This is a genomic window from Peribacillus sp. RS7, from assembly GCF_041956845.1.
In the GTDB taxonomy this organism is placed as follows: domain Bacteria; phylum Bacillota; class Bacilli; order Bacillales; family DSM-1321; genus Peribacillus.
Genome location: NZ_CP168135.1, coordinates 4,861,554 through 4,876,630 on the forward strand (window position 1 = coordinate 4,861,554; position 15,077 = coordinate 4,876,630).

Sequence of the window (15,077 nt, forward strand, 5' to 3'; positions counted from 1 at the left end):
TCCCTTTAATTGGACATTATCTCAACTATGGGATTTACTTTTACGGCACTTACTTTAAAACCTGGCATTTTGCATGTCGGGTCTAACTCCTGTGAAACGAGGCGATTGACATTTTGTGAGTCTGCCCAATGAAAAGGAACGAATATAGTATCTTGACGAATAGTTTCTGACCATTTACTTCTTACAACGATACTTCCCCGTCTTGATTCAATTTTCACCAAGGTAGTATCTGGAATATGATATTTCTTGGCTGTTTCAGGATGAATTTCCATATATGATTCAAAATTTCTTGCTGCTAATGATGAGCTTTTTCTCGTTTGCACTCCTGTTAAATAATGTGACATGATTCTTCCTGTTGTTAAATAAAGTGGAAACTCCGTACATGGCTGTTCTTTTGGAACAATAGGCACATTATTAACCACAACCATATCTGCCTTTCCATCCGGGTGGGCAAAAGAAGTTTCGAACAACCTTTTTGTCCCATTATGGTCAAGGGTTGGGCATGGCCACAAAATGCCTCCTTCTTTTCTTAGACGATCATAGGTTATCCCATAATAATCAGCAGTTCCCCCGCGGCTTGCCACTCTTAATTCATTGAAAATCTCATTTGCAGATTGAAAGGAAAAATGCTCCCCTTTTCCAAGTGCTTTTGCTATATCACAAATTATTTGCCAATCATGCTTGACTTCACCGGGTTTTGAAAAACTTGCTTCCCGCAATGTTACCCGTCCCTCTAAATTTGTCATCGTTCCTTCATCCTCTAAATAAGACGATGTAGGTAAAATTAAATCAGCCAATCTAGCAGTTTCTGAAACAAGCATATCTACTGCTACAAGAAACTTTAATTTCTTCAAAGCCTTTTTGACAAAGTTTGCATTGGGATTGGAAACAACTGGATTAGAACACATTAAAAACATGCCGGTTATTTCACCTTCATTTATTTTCTCTATCATTTCGTATGCTGAGACACCTTTACGTGGCAAATCAGCCTCATCGATTCCCCATATTCGTGCAATATGTAATCTGTGTTCCTCATTTTCGATCATACGATAACCCGGTAGTTGGTCTGCCTTTTGCCCATGCTCTCTTGCCCCCTGCCCATTTCCCTGTCCAGTAATTGCTCCATAGCCCGAATTCACTTTTCCGATTTTACCTGTAGTGATGAGAATATTAAGAAAATTCCGAACGGCGGCAGAACCATCCGTTTGCTGCTCAACACCCCTTGCTGTAAAAATCATACCTGATTCTTCTTTCCCGAACATTGTAGCCGCTTTCCGGATTTGGTCGCTTGGAACCCCAGTCATCTCTGAAATTTCTTCCAACTCTAAAGATGAAACATACTCTTTAACTTCATCAAAGCCATTTGCACGTTCCCGAATAAATGTTTCATCAGTAAAACCCTCTTCGATAATTACTTTCAATAATCCGTTTGCCAAGGCGGCATCCATCCCTGGTTTTACTTTTAGATGTAAGTCAGCCAGTTTCGTTGTTGCTGTTTCTCGGGGATCCACAGCAATTATATACGCCCCGTTTTCTTTTGCTTTCTCAAAGTACGGCATGATTGTTGGCTGGCATTCCGCAATATTTGTGCCTGCCAAAATAATACACTTTGTGAACGGAACCTCTGACAAGCTGTTCGTTAGGCCCCTATCCATACCAAATGTTTGGCTTGCTGCCGAAGCAGCTGCGGACATGCACAAACGCCCATTATAATCTATATACTTTGTTTTTAAAGCTACTCTTGCAAATTTTCCAAGCAAGTATGCTTCTTCATTCGATATGGAGGCACTCCCGTAAACAGATAATGCATTTATACCATCCTCCGTTTGAATCTTAGCGAAATTCTCCTTAATGTGGTTTAATGCTTCCTCCCAAGAAATGCGAACAAATTCCCCATCTTTTTTTAATAATGGGTATTTAATTCGATCGTTATGCAAAGCATGTTGGTGTGCATTCATACCTTTAATGCATAAGCGCCCCTCTGAGGTTGGATTATCTTTTCCGATCGTCATATACTTTTTTCTTGTGACTATTGTTTGTTCCAAAAGCTGCATCTTACATTGCATGCTGCAAAATGGACATTGTGTATCATACCTTTTTTCTGATTGGACCTCCTGTTGCTTCATGCGGAAATACTTTAATAATATTTCAGTCAAGCTCCTCACCCTTTGCTCATGGATTTCTTTGGATCGTATTCATGTTACAAGCATTTACTCGTATCTCTTAGAAGCATCAAAAGGTACTTGCCACTTTAGTTCTTTCCCTGAGCTACGCCATTTCCAATCGTTGAGAAAGTTGCTGACTAAGTTCCTTATCAAACAATACTTCCCTTACATGAATTAAACCCACTCGTTCAATCCATTGCCAAGTCCTTTCTAAGTAATTAGCCGTTTCACGATAATATTGAATAAAGCCGATGATGATTTCAATTGCTTCTTCATTTGTCCCGGCTACACATAACAGTTCACCGGCACGCACATTACGCCCGCTGCTTCCCCCTACATAGATTTCCCAGCCCCTGTCAACACCCATAACACCTATATCTTTCGTTGTTGATCCTGCACCATTGTGCATACAAGCAGATATGCCCATCTTAATGCGGTAAGGTGTTAATAGATGCTCAAATCTTTTTTCCAGGTCTACAGCAAGTGAAAGGGATTGCTGTTTGTCACATTGGCAAACATGTTCCCCGATACATGTTTTGACGTTTTGAACGGTATTGCCATATTTCGAACTTAATGGCATGTCTAAATCAGCCCAAACACCTGGGAGATCTTCTTTTTTTACACCCATTAAATGAATCCTTTGTTCACTTGTTATTGCCACCTGCGATATATCATATTTATCAGCAACATTTGCAATTTTTCGCAAGTCTTTCGCATTCGTCATACCGCCGTACATTTGTGGGATAACAGAGTAATGGTTATCGCTTTGAACTGTTGCATTCTTTTGGTCGTTTATGAAAAGAGTTTGCTGTCTGGTCTCATACTCTGGATGAATCATTCCTAAATAATAGCTCAGGGCTGGCCTGCATATTGAACAACCTTCGTTATTTCCCCATTCCAGAACATCCATCACAGCTTGAACAGATGTTAAGTCTTGGAGCTGCATTTGATACACGACTTCATCTTCCGTTAATGTCGTACATGGGCACATTACCTTTTGTACATTAGCCTCATCAGAAAGATTACTTTGAATATATGCCAAAAGCTCGGTCACTGCCGGCTTACACCCACCGCAAGAACCGGAAGCCTTTGTACATTGTTTTACTTGTTCCACTGTTGTTAATCCTTTATTTTGAACGGTATCAATAATTGCCCCTTTTGAAACAGCGTTACAATTGCAAATGATATCATGATTTGCCATTGAAGCGATTAGTCCCTCAGTCGTACCAGGTGTTTGGAACAATGCACCCTTTTCCTCCGATGATACTTCTTGTCTCTTTAAAATCATATCAAGTAATCGTGTGCTGGCCTTTGTATCTCCATACAGCACAGCACCGATGATTTTTCTTCCTTGAAAGACCACCTTTTTATAAATACCATCTAATTCATCAAAGGTTGTGATTGATTTCGTTGTTTCATCACCTAGGAAATCTCCAACAGAGAATAACTCAACACCTGATACTTTCAACTGGGTCGAAAGAGCAGAACCTTGGTATCCCTGGCATTTCATCACACAAATGTGCTTTGCCAGCACTTCCCCCTGTTCATATAGAGGTTTCACCAGTCCATAGACAATGCCTTGATGTTCAGCACATTCACCAACCGCATAAATATTAGCGACGCTTGTTTCTAAATAGTCGTTTACAATAATGGCACGATTTATATCAATTCCGCTTTCTTTGGCCAACTGAATATTCGGTCTGACTCCCGCAGCCATAACGACTAAATCGGCTTCCAGCTCCGTTCCATCCTTAAAACGGACACGTTCTACACGCTCGTTACCGATTATCTCCTGTGTTTCCTTTTGTAAAAGAAAGTGCATTCCCTGGTTTTTCAACTCTTTTAGCAGTAAAATGGATGCCGTTGAATCAAGCTGCCTTTCCATTAAGTGTTCAGCAATATGAACAACATTCACTTCCATGCCAAGGTTTAACAGCCCTCTCGCTGCTTCTAAACCTAATAAACCGCCTCCAATGACGACTGCCTTTTTATACTTCCGTGAAGTTTCAATCATCTTTTGGCAATCTTCAATCGTCCGAAATGCAATAACCCCTTCTTTATCAACACCGGTAACAGGAAGAATAAATGGGACAGAACCTGTAGCAATTATGAGCTTATCGTAGTAAACTTCCCTTCTTTTGTCTGTTTTTATCTTTTGAGTCTCTTTATCGATTTTCACGACCGTTTCACCCGTGAACAATTGGATATTATGCTTCGTATACCAGTTTCGTTCATTTATCGCGATATCTTCAAACGAAGTGTTTCCTTGAAGCACAGTCGACAATAAGATTCGATTATAGTTAACGTGTGGTTCACTTCCGAAAATAGTAATCTCGAAAGCATTTGGATCATTCATTATGATCGCCTCAACGCATCGTAATCCCGCCATTCCGTTCCCAATTAAGACCAGTTTTTGTTTATACATTTTATCCCCCCAAAAAACAAGTAATGAAATAAGCCAATAAAAGTAGTAAACATGGTTCTAAATCTTAACTGAATTCTTTCCGAGTACCCAAGTTTTTCTCCATGAAAGCTGAGCTAGAACCAGGATTAGTAACGCCACGATTCCAATTACGGAAAATACTAAAAATCCTGTAGCGTATGTCCCAGTTATCTGTTTCAACGTTCCTAGTATGTTTGGAACCAAGAATCCGCCAACGCCTCCGGCAGCTCCTACAATTCCTGTAATGAAACCAATTTCTTTAGAAAATCGCTGTGGAACTAACTGAAAGACAGCCCCGTTACCCATACCGAGAAATAACATTCCGATAAACAGTAAAATCGTAACGGTAGAAAAAGAATAAAGAAAACTAATACCGAACATACATAATGTTAGTCCAATAAATAAAAACATTAGCAGTTTAATTCCACCTATTTTATCGGCAATAAAGCCTCCGACGGGACGAAAGAAACTTCCGGCGATGACACATAATGTAACAAATTCCCCTGCCCTTATTCGTGTTAACCCATATTCATCAACAAAAAAGATGCTTAAAAAGCTAGTGAACCCAACAAATCCCCCAAAAGTCACACTGTAGAGAATACAGAAATACCATGTATCTGCTATTTTAAATACTGTGAAATATTCCTTGAGCGGTTTTGCAGGCGGTTGAGATGGTGCGTCTTTTGCGATTAAAATATAAATGACAAACACGATGGTTAATGGAATCAAAGCTAACCCCATAACATTATGCCAGCCAATTGACTCTGCGATACGCGGTCCAAACAGGGTCGCAAACAGAGTTCCGCTGTTACCGGCTCCCGCAATGCCCATCGCAAGACCCTGCAAATGAGGGGGATACCAGCGACTAGCCATTGGAAGTGCTGCAGCAAAACTTGCACCAGCCACTCCTAGCAAAATCCCAATTAAATAGAGCTCCGCTAAACTTTCTCCGAATAACCATCCCCAAAAAAGTGGAATCATCGTAACAAGCATCCCGCCGATCGAGGTTTTCCGTGGACCGATGCGATCAGTCAAAAAACCAAGAACGAGCCGGAAAAACGAGCCTCCCAAAATCGGAATAGCTACAATCAAACCTTTTTCAGCTGGCGAAAGACCGAAATCCTTTGTAATATAGACACCGAGCGCACCTAATAATACCCAAATCATAAAACTAATATCAAAATAAAGGAATGAAGCTAATAATGACGGTGCATGACCGCTTTTTTTCAATTCAGTTATTTTCATTTTCATCTCTCCTATACTTTATTAATTGAATATTCGTTTATTTTACTCTTATAAAAGCGAGAATTCTTTGTTTATGTGAGAAAACATTACACACTTTTTTTGAAAGTTATAAAATTTGAGTACTTTATATTGGTTATTTGTTAAAATTTTAATAATTTCTATTAGGTTTTCTTCTATAAACATAACTCCGCCATAGGAATTGAATGATATTCGGGTCTCTAAGGTGATATAAAGTCACAAGCTTTAAGTATTTTCCAGTTAAAGACGAGATACACCAATCGAATACTCCAATAAGTTTTTTCGTAATATTCTCCTTACAAAAAAAGAGAAGCCTAATGCACAGGCTTCTCTTCGTTACAAACTCCTCATTCTTAAATCGCAAACATTACATATGTACAAGATTTAGCAATCATAAGCACATCTCATTGTTGAATTACCCTCAAATGATGACCGTCATCATTTAACGGCGGGTTCTTCCCACGGCACGAAACAAGGACCTCCTTCATATGATGTGTTATGAGCGGCATGTAGATATTTAATAATCAGATTATATCCGAGGAAAGGTTGGGTGCAATAATATGAAGCAAAATTCAATTCATAACATTCCATTTCAAAATCTTCAAGAAAAAAACATGTCATTCGAAGAGGTATTCGTTCATATTGTAGAATTCATGAAATTAAATCCATCCGGTAACTTTCGATTAATGGTTGGTACAGATTCGCAAGTACATAAAAAACATACGGTTTTCATTACAGGCATCGTAATACGGCAGGTCGGGAATGGTGTATGGGGTTGTATAAGGAAAGTGATGATCCCTAGAAGGATGCTGCATTTACATGAGCGAATTTCCAAAGAATTGTCGTTAACTGAGGAGATTGTATCCATGTTTACGGAGGAAAGGAAAAATCAGTTAATCGATATTGTCCTGCCTGCCGTATATCAAGGGGCAACGTTCATCATGGAAGGCCATATTGATATAGGGATTGGAAAGCGGAACAAAACCAGTGAGTTTGTAAATGAAATGGTAGCAAGGATGGAATCCATGGGAGTGGAACCGAAAATTAAGCCCAATGCCTTCGTTGCCTCAAGTTATGCCAACCGATATACAAAACAAGAGTGATGTCTCCAAAGAAGTAAATCTATGAACAATGGCATTTTCTTCAAAATACTTTTCGGTTTGGTTTTTCAGACTATAAAGCGGTACATGCAATTCATTTAGTGCATTAATTATTGGAAAAACCAAAAAACCGGCCTCGAAGCGAGACCGGTTTCAATATTAAAGATGTAAGCCGCCATTGCCGTACCCAGTAAGAAAGTTTTAAACCACCACTCCTCAAAGTGGGTGTTTGCAGAAACAATCCTGTTGTCCAAGTCAGTGACGAGGCATAACATTCCTGTTTCAATATAAAACTCCCTATTACAGCTTAAAGGTTAAAACTTTATTATCATTACGAACAGTGCAGCTTGTATTATTATATTACCGGAAATCCTCATATCATACAATGTTAATTATCACCATTAACTGGCCATTCAAATATAAAATGGCTTTCGAATGGGAAAGGAAAGCATTCGTTAGTATCAAATTATTGATCAAAATAACCGATAAAATCTCCTTGGTCTTTATTTTGTAGATATAATACCGTTTCTTTGTCAGAAATAGTAGGCAATCCGAAATTTTGTTCATACCTTTCTATACCTTTTCCTGTAATGATAATCCAATCCCCTTCCTTACCTGCGTGTATCGCCTCCTGGATGGCAAAAGTCCTATCTGGAATAACCTTCCCATTACCAGAAGAGTAATCGCTTTGCAGTTTATTGAGTGACGTTTCCATCACATCAATTCCCTCCGAATTCAAATCATCCATCGTCAAAATCGATACATCACTATGTTCCGATGATACTTTAACCATTTCTGCCCTTTTGGTTGTATCTCGACCACCCCGGAAACCAAAGATATGAAAAATCTTTTCCGCCCCGCATTCTTTGGCAGTTTGAAGCATGTGATGAATGGCATCAGCAGTATGAGCATAATCGATGACTATTGTCGGTCCATCTTCTTTCTTATACATTTCAAATCTTCCTGGCACACCAGAAAATTGTTTTAGTGACATGAGAATTTCCTCTTTTTTGATCGGAAACATCTTCGCTATGGAATACGCTGCGGTTGCGTTATATAAATTATGAAGTCCAGGTAATGGTAATTCAATTTTCACAAAGTCATGATGCTCATTCAATAAAATAAAGGGGGGCGTTGCGGTATTATAATTGGTGATCGTTAAATCGAAGCGATTGGATTTTCCAAATACATAGGTACTGACATTTTTCTCCCGTAAGTATTCTTGTAGTTTTTCTCCCCAGAAATCATCTCCATTAATAATCGCAAGACCATTGGGTTTCAATTTTTCAAAAAGCAGTAATTTAGCCAGGAAATAATCCTCCATCGTACCGTGGAAGTCGAGATGGTCATGATATAAATTCGTGAAGACACAGAAATCAAATTCAATTCCTTCTAAACGATATTGAGCTAAACCATGCGAAGACACTTCCATAATGACAACCATGTCCTTACTGACAGCCAGCAAGGAATTCAATTCCATGGTACCTGGAGTCGTATTATGGGAATCGACTTTGTTTCCATTGATAATATGCTGTATCGTACCAATGACGGAACAGGTTACCCCATTCTCTTCTAATATTTGTTGAAGCATATAGCTTGTTGTGGTTTTTCCGTTTGTACCCGTAATTCCTATCATTATTTTTTGATTGCTGGGATCCCCGTAAAACCTTTTCGCGATTGTTCCTAATGCTTTTCGACTGTTTCCCACACGTAGGTAAGGAACATCCAATCCCTTAATATCGCGTTCGCCTATTACAACCGATGCCCCTAGACGAATTGCATCTTTAATGTAATTATGACCATCGGCCTTATATCCGTTTACGGCAACAAAAAGGTATCCATTTTTTATTTCTTTAGAATTATCGGTTACCCCTGTGATAGATATATCTTCAATATCCTTCGGCAAATCCCAGTTTATTTCTTCTTTCATTATGTCTTTAAGGATCATTAACTTTTCTCCTTTATCATTTAAGCTATTCACCTATCTGTTGTTATAAATATGACCTTCAAAAATGCATAAGTAACAACAAGCCATTATTAGTATTTACCAGTAGTCTAAAAATAATTGTTTATCCAGAATTTGTTGTTGGTAAAAGTATCGCTCCGTTGAGTCTACCGGGATAGATTTTAACCTTGTCACAGAAAGAAAAATAGAAAAGCAGCCGGAATTGGCTGCTTTTTTTTGGTCCTATATGGATATAGCTAAGTTACACCCTTTTAAGTTGAATCGAGAATTTTTTTCTTTTATTCCCCAGTAATTCACTAGGTTACAACACTTTTTCCATGCCTATTAGTGAGTTTCCAGGGTTTGTGTTTCCGCCTTTTGATTGTACAATGGCAAAATGCAAACCATACCTAGAATAAAAAAGAATGCCGCGGTTTCAAAAATGGCGACGAGTGAAAATTGCTCCTTCAACACGCCTGCCGCACTCATAGTCAAAACCATCGAACCAGTGAATAATGGGCTTAAGATTCCATTGACCCTTCCAATGAACTCGCCTTCTGTCCTCTGCAATATCAATGTATTGATCCCTATTTGAATACAAGGCAGCATCAACCCATTAAAGAACTCGGCAGTAAGTGTTATCCAAAGATTTGTTGACAGCCCCATTACAGCCAATCCAATGGCATTCACAAGCATTCCTAAAGCTAATAATCTCTGAGGTGCCACCTTTTTAGCAAAAATCATCACACCAGCTCCGCCTAAAATCATACCGAACCCATTCACCATAAATAACCATTGTAGGTTTTCCTTAGGCAGGTGGAGTTGTTCGGTAACAAGGAATATCGAAAGCGGTTGAATGAAACCCAGTCCGAGCCCGGCGGCTAAAAAACATAAACCAAGCAGACTTAGTTCTTTTTTTCGCAACACGTAGCTCACTCCGCTTTTCATTTCTTGCCATAATGTTGTTTTTGCGGTTTCTACATCCAGTTCGCGATCTTTTGGAAGGAAAGCGAGTGCTCCAGCTGAAAGTAAAAACGCCAGGCCGGTGATTCCAATCGAGATATTGATTCCGAATGATTGGTAGGCAAATGTACCGAGAATCGGACCTAGAACCATAAATACTGCGAAGACGGTCTGATAAACTGACATCCCTGTCTGAATTTGACTTTCTGGTAAGTGCATCTTAAATAGCTTCATGCCTGATGGCTGAGAAAATTGAGAAAGTATCGCCGAAATCAACGTTGCAAAAAACACCATTTTCCAACTACCGAAAATAAGTGCGATAAGCACAGCAAAAACGGATATTGCACTTAAAATATCACACCAAACCATCGTTTTTTTCGGACTCCAGCGGTCAGCAAAAGTTCCACCAATAAATGAAAAAATGAAAATTGGTGCGAATTCCGCTACTGAAATCATTGAAATCGCAAAGGCATCACCGTTTGTCTTTTCCATGACGAATAACAAAACGGCAAAATTTCGTACCCAGATTCCTATTTGTAAAAACAAGCCTGAAAAGATAATGGCCTGAAAAACACGATTTTTAAATATGTTCTGTTCCTTATTACTTAATGGTAAAGATGTGTTTTTTTCCAATATAAAAACCTCCTGAGAAATTTCTGGACAGGAGGCAGTACAATACAAATTTAAAAAGGCAAAATATTCCTAATAGAAGGAACACAATGATCTTTGTTTGTATTTTAATGTACAGACTAATCCTATCCAGAAAAAAAGATCGTATTTATCACGCATTTTTTTCTTAAAGAATAGGATTAAATGATCATCGTTTCAAGGTCACCCTTCCATTTTATGTTAATTTCATAATAATCGATTTAATCTGATAAATCAAGGTAAAATCCATAAAAATAATACTTTTATTGGCGAGGCGTGTTCAATTTTTTGTACAAAAAAACGGACTTCCTTTAAAAGAAAGCCCTTTTATATCCTTAAGTTTTAAGGAAATGTAGCTGAGTAATGTTAGTGCCGTTTGTTACACTTCATGCTCATTATCTTCATGACCTCAAGCAAGTGTGATTCTTCTTTTCAGTTCCCCATCATACGTTCATGATTCTGATTTGCCTGTACAAGCAAATGGGATGATGGCATTAGAATTTGATGCTCATGTAAAGCAGTCATCATTTCAAACCTCACACTTCTTGCTGTTTCAAAGTAATGTTCAGGTTTAACAAGTCCGACTAAGCATAGTTCATATCCAACATATTTGAGATTCGGATTTAAATCCGTAATGCCAATGTATCTAAAATCCTCTTCAGGTGTACCATCCTCTAGCCTTAGCAGGGTTTCACCATACTTCTCATTGCAGATAATACATATATCTTCCAACAGCCGTTTTACCTTTTCAGGATTTTCTTGGTAACTTACTGTAATGCGCTCAATGATTCGCATTCTCCCTTTATTAAAATTTTGAATCGTCCTGATTTCACTGTGTGGGATTGTCAGTAATTTTCCTGACCATTCCCTGATCTGCATGAACCGGATACCGATTTCCTCTACGGTTCCGGAACTTGTCCCATTGAAAGTCACAAAATTCCCTACTCGGAATTCATTATCTGACAGCCTTACAAATCCCAATAAGATATCTTTAAGCATTTGTTGCGCCGCAAATCCGATAACGACCCCTACAATCCCAGCTCCAGCTAAAATTCCTTTTAGGTCTATGAACTGTCCAATAAGATAAATGAGGAAAATCGCAGCAATGCCATACCTAAGTGTAGAACGAGTAACCCCCTGTATCGTTTTTTCCACTTCTTCATCAAAAAAGGCGGACCTCTTAAAGAACCATTCGACCATTTTATTCAAAATATAATAAACCGCCATTAACAGTAATGCCAATATAAAAAGCCTCATTAATAAGAATTCTTCCAGGAAATCCAAAGCACGCTCAGTTATATTCAAGAAGTCCATGTTCCACCTACATTTCCACTTTATTCAGAATCGATTAAAAGCCAGTCGTCATCTTTGCCTATTATCCCTTTATCAAGTATGAGTCTCGTTTTAAGGCGATAGGAAACCCCTCGCTTATAAGGCTCCTCCAACGTAGGCAGACAAAAGTTAAAAGGAATTTCATTACTTTCCCCAGACTTAATCACACTTGAAGATAAAATGGTGCTCGTCTTAAGGGTATTTTCCATCCCTGTCGAATGAGTATCCATTATTAAATCACATTCAATTCTCCTTATTCTTTGCTCTTGTGTACCACCTTTAATCAAGAAATACCCATTTATACATTCACCAGATTTATACGTATTTTTCGGAAGGATTAAATCAATTTGTGCCGAACCTATCCCTAAAAGTAACAAAGATTTTCTAAGTATCAAAGAACACACTCCATTTATATTTATTTGTTTCTATTATCAACCCAAAAGTTCATACATTTCCTAAGTATGCATCACTACAAAAAAACCTTTACCCATTTTGGTAAAGGTTTACTAACATAAAATAGACCTTTACCCATAGGTAAGGTCTGGCTAACAACAATATGCTGCCAACAACACCGAGAGCTATGAACTCCGTAATGACGACATTGTTGTAAAAGCTACTCCCCTTAGGAGAATGTATTCAATTATATTGTTTATCATACGGTAAGATTAGAAAGGTTGTCAAACCTTTATTTTTTTATTTTAGGGTTCTAACCAGGAAATTTCAGTTCTTTGCACATATATTGATATAAATGAAAATATATTGAATTAACTTGTCCAGATATTGCAAAAGAATTAACTACTGGGTTTTAAATAGGCCAGTTAGTGGAATATGAAGTATGTAACAGCCGTTGTCCTTCCATATCACCATTTCATTTTACAACTGGATGAACGCTCCTTTCAAAAAGAATAAAGTGAACAATTTATGTATATTTAATGAAAACTAAAATTAAATTTAAAAATTAACAATATTTCTCTTTTACTTATGCTAATCATGTTGTAATATAAATGTAACAATTGTAATATTAATTAAACTTTCGTTACATAAGTATCCTATTAGGGATTGGGGAGATTAAGTATGAAAAAATTTTCAGGTATACTATTATCCATTATCATTCTATTTTTCACATTGAGTGCTCAAGTTACCGCACAAACCACATCACAGAATTTATCAAACGTAAATGCATTAAAGATAGCCGATAATGCCAGCAAACATTTTTGGAATGCATTACATGGGTACACTAATCGTTCATGTTCACAAAAAACATTCAATTATAAAGGGACAGAGTATTCATACCTTTGCCAAGAATTCAATACAAAAGCTAAATTGACTAACTACTTAGCAGAGACATTTACCAATAATGCAGTTGAAAAAGGCCTGAATAAATATAACTACATTACCCATAAAGGGAAATTAGCCCGTCCTATCGGAGACGGCGACAGCATGTTGGAGTGGAAAAAAGCAAAAATTAAATTAGTCTATCAAAAATTAAACGTAAGATCCTACAATTTAACTGTACCTACAGTCGACGGTGAATCAGTAAAAAGAACTGTAACATTTTATAAGTCCGGATCTAAGTGGAAAGTTAATCAGTTCGATGCAGTTCAATAAAAAAATGGGTTAAATGCCACACCTCATATGCCGTATAGTTAGCTATAAACTATATAACATATGAGGTTTTTTTGTTTCCCGCTAGTACTTGAGAAATACCCAGTAGTGCCTTCGTATCAGCTCACAGCCTTGAATTATCTCCCTCCCTTCCCCACTTACCAATTAAACCCTCATACAAAAAAACACAGCAAGGATGCTGTGCCTTAACGGATTTTTGCTTTTCGAAAGCCTTGATAGGAATCGTAGGCGGCAAAAAAGATTGTGATGAATATAAGCCCCCAGTAAATCGAGTTTTTCCATTCATCAATTGAATCATCAATTGAAAACAGTGTCATTTCGTATGCAATGAATTCCGGATTCAATAAATTCGGATTACTGATGATGATGATGAAAGTCAGAGTGGATAGCAGCTGGTAAATGGCATGGAAAAAAGCAAGTTTCAGAGTCCACTGTCTCAAGAATAATTTGTATATGGCCAAGATCACTCCAAAGATTACGACGCAAGAAACCTGCAGCCAATAGGAATTCAATATCTCTTGATTGAAAGAAGGTGTCACAAAAATGAGACTGCCATTTCTTTTTTCATAGACGCCAAGGAGGTTTGCTGCATTGAAATAAAGGGCCGCAAATACAGAAAGACCTAACAAACTTGCAAAGACCTCGATCATATGAATGGCCTTTTTCTTTGAAATGTTCGGAATATCTTTTAGGTTTTCCGGTGTCCATGGTTTCAAATCTTTCGTTAAAGGAGACTGGTCTTTTGAAGTATCCATGCGTTCTAAAATGGCAAATGAAAGCGTTAGCCAGAAAAACACTTGGATACCTGTACTGATGATACCTGCTATCGCTTTCCCGATTATGGTGAGAACCGCGTCCATAACCGTATTATCCCCCATATCCCGAAACGGATTATCCCCTACTAACCCGATTAGTGATATAACTGCAGCGATAGGCAAAATCATTTTCAACAGACTGATATATACATCATAATAACGTGGTCCAATCAGATGCATCGGACGATCGCGATAACCACTAGCCAGTGTAACAGGATCTCCTAATTTTAATAGAACCGCTTTTACATCTTGCTCCGTATGATTCTCCGGAAGCATATCTTCGATTGTTGACTGAAGCTCAAGCGCAATATCCTCCCGACTTTTTTCTGGCAGCCTGCGAGTCACTTCCTGAATATAAAGTTCAATCAGCTCCATCTTCTTCCTCTCCTTTTAATAATATATAAAGTTCTTGTGACGTTTTTTCCCATTCGTGCTTTAACTGAATGAAAATTTCTCCCCCATAATCACTTAAAGAATAATACTTGCGCGGTCTACTTTCAGAAGTATCCCAGCTGCTGGTCACCAATTCTTGTTTTTCCAGGCGGCGAAGCAAAGGATATAAAGTACTTTGATCAATGGTAATTCCCGACTTCTCTAAACGCTGGACAAGCGAGTACCCATACTGAGGGGTTTTGAGCTGACTTAGAACAGCTAGCGTTAAAGTGCCTCTGCGCAGCTCAGTTGTTAATGAATTCAGTAAATTGCTCATCCAATCACCTCTTCTCTATACTATGTGACGTACACCATACCTTATACTATGCATCATACACTATTTTA

General features: G+C 38.1%; 11 protein-coding genes and 1 other RNA gene. 2 read left to right on the top strand and 10 right to left on the bottom strand.

What is annotated here, in order from left to right:
* Positions 1-5: 5 nt before the first annotated feature.
* The 3 genes from ACDZ29_RS24190 to ACDZ29_RS24200 form a co-directional block, all read right to left on the bottom strand.
* On the bottom strand, positions 6-2,156 hold the full coding sequence (locus ACDZ29_RS24190; protein ID WP_375088933.1) for a molybdopterin oxidoreductase family protein: 2,151 nt from the start codon (positions 2,154-2,156) through the stop codon (positions 6-8).
* 112 nt (positions 2,157-2,268) lie between these two features.
* The gene (nirB, locus tag ACDZ29_RS24195) at positions 2,269-4,590 is read right to left on the bottom strand and encodes a nitrite reductase large subunit NirB (protein ID WP_375088934.1); all 2,322 of its coding nucleotides are present in this window, start codon (positions 4,588-4,590) and stop codon (positions 2,269-2,271) included.
* 57 nt (positions 4,591-4,647) lie between these two features.
* The gene (locus ACDZ29_RS24200; protein ID WP_375088935.1) at positions 4,648-5,853 is read right to left on the bottom strand and encodes a nitrate/nitrite transporter; all 1,206 of its coding nucleotides are present in this window, start codon (positions 5,851-5,853) and stop codon (positions 4,648-4,650) included.
* 578 nt (positions 5,854-6,431) lie between these two features.
* Here ACDZ29_RS24200 and ACDZ29_RS24205 point away from each other — a divergent pair.
* Complete coding sequence (locus ACDZ29_RS24205; RefSeq protein ID WP_289325142.1) at positions 6,432-6,974, top strand: ribonuclease H-like YkuK family protein; 543 nt, start codon at positions 6,432-6,434, stop codon at positions 6,972-6,974.
* 162 nt (positions 6,975-7,136) lie between these two features.
* Here the strand turns inward: ACDZ29_RS24205 and ssrS are convergent.
* The 5 genes from ssrS to ACDZ29_RS24230 all read right to left on the bottom strand — a co-directional run bounded on the left by ssrS (position 7,137) and on the right by ACDZ29_RS24230 (position 12,254).
* A non-coding RNA gene (gene ssrS / locus ACDZ29_RS24210) (6S RNA) lies at positions 7,137-7,323 on the bottom strand.
* 114 nt (positions 7,324-7,437) lie between these two features.
* Complete coding sequence (locus ACDZ29_RS24215; RefSeq protein ID WP_375088936.1) at positions 7,438-8,919, bottom strand: UDP-N-acetylmuramoyl-L-alanyl-D-glutamate--2,6-diaminopimelate ligase; 1,482 nt, start codon at positions 8,917-8,919, stop codon at positions 7,438-7,440.
* Between the two features lie 342 nt (positions 8,920-9,261).
* Complete coding sequence (locus ACDZ29_RS24220) at positions 9,262-10,512, bottom strand: MFS transporter (protein WP_375088937.1); 1,251 nt, start codon at positions 10,510-10,512, stop codon at positions 9,262-9,264.
* A 447-nt stretch (positions 10,513-10,959) separates the two neighbouring features.
* On the bottom strand, positions 10,960-11,841 hold the full coding sequence (locus tag ACDZ29_RS24225; protein WP_375088938.1) for a mechanosensitive ion channel family protein: 882 nt from the start codon (positions 11,839-11,841) through the stop codon (positions 10,960-10,962).
* 20 nt (positions 11,842-11,861) lie between these two features.
* The gene (locus ACDZ29_RS24230; protein ID WP_289335245.1) at positions 11,862-12,254 is read right to left on the bottom strand and encodes a sporulation protein; all 393 of its coding nucleotides are present in this window, start codon (positions 12,252-12,254) and stop codon (positions 11,862-11,864) included.
* A 679-nt stretch (positions 12,255-12,933) separates the two neighbouring features.
* Here ACDZ29_RS24230 and ACDZ29_RS24235 point away from each other — a divergent pair.
* On the top strand, positions 12,934-13,467 hold the full coding sequence (locus ACDZ29_RS24235) for an IseA DL-endopeptidase inhibitor family protein (RefSeq protein ID WP_375088939.1): 534 nt from the start codon (positions 12,934-12,936) through the stop codon (positions 13,465-13,467).
* 203 nt (positions 13,468-13,670) lie between these two features.
* On the opposite strand, the gene ACDZ29_RS24240 is transcribed toward ACDZ29_RS24235, so the two are convergent.
* Positions 13,671-14,675 carry a hypothetical protein gene (locus tag ACDZ29_RS24240; RefSeq protein WP_375088940.1) on the bottom strand — a complete coding sequence of 335 codons (1,005 nt, stop codon included), beginning with the start codon at positions 14,673-14,675 and terminating at the stop codon, positions 13,671-13,673.
* Positions 14,662-15,009 (bottom strand): PadR family transcriptional regulator, encoded by a 348-nt coding sequence (locus ACDZ29_RS24245; RefSeq protein ID WP_375088941.1) that lies wholly within the window; start codon positions 15,007-15,009, stop codon positions 14,662-14,664. The genes ACDZ29_RS24240 and ACDZ29_RS24245 overlap by 14 nt, the downstream gene beginning before the upstream one ends.
* Between the last annotated feature and the right edge of the window lie 68 nt (positions 15,010-15,077).

Excerpts from the sequence above, each read along its gene's own strand:
- nirB (WP_375088934.1), bottom strand. The coding sequence starts at position 4,590 with ATGTATAAACAAAAACTGGTCTTAATTGGGAACGGAATGGCGGGATTA.
- ACDZ29_RS24235 (WP_375088939.1), top strand. The coding sequence starts at position 12,934 with ATGAAAAAATTTTCAGGTATACTATTATCCATTATCATTCTATTTTTC.
- ACDZ29_RS24245 (WP_375088941.1), bottom strand. The coding sequence starts at position 15,009 with ATGAGCAATTTACTGAATTCATTAACAACTGAGCTGCGCAGAGGCACT.
- ACDZ29_RS24225 (WP_375088938.1), bottom strand. The coding sequence starts at position 11,841 with ATGGACTTCTTGAATATAACTGAGCGTGCTTTGGATTTCCTGGAAGAA.
- ACDZ29_RS24240 (WP_375088940.1), bottom strand. The coding sequence starts at position 14,675 with ATGGAGCTGATTGAACTTTATATTCAGGAAGTGACTCGCAGGCTGCCA.
- ACDZ29_RS24200 (WP_375088935.1), bottom strand. The coding sequence starts at position 5,853 with ATGAAAATAACTGAATTGAAAAAAAGCGGTCATGCACCGTCATTATTA.
- ACDZ29_RS24215 (WP_375088936.1), bottom strand. The coding sequence starts at position 8,919 with ATGATCCTTAAAGACATAATGAAAGAAGAAATAAACTGGGATTTGCCG.
- ACDZ29_RS24205 (WP_289325142.1), top strand. The coding sequence starts at position 6,432 with ATGAAGCAAAATTCAATTCATAACATTCCATTTCAAAATCTTCAAGAA.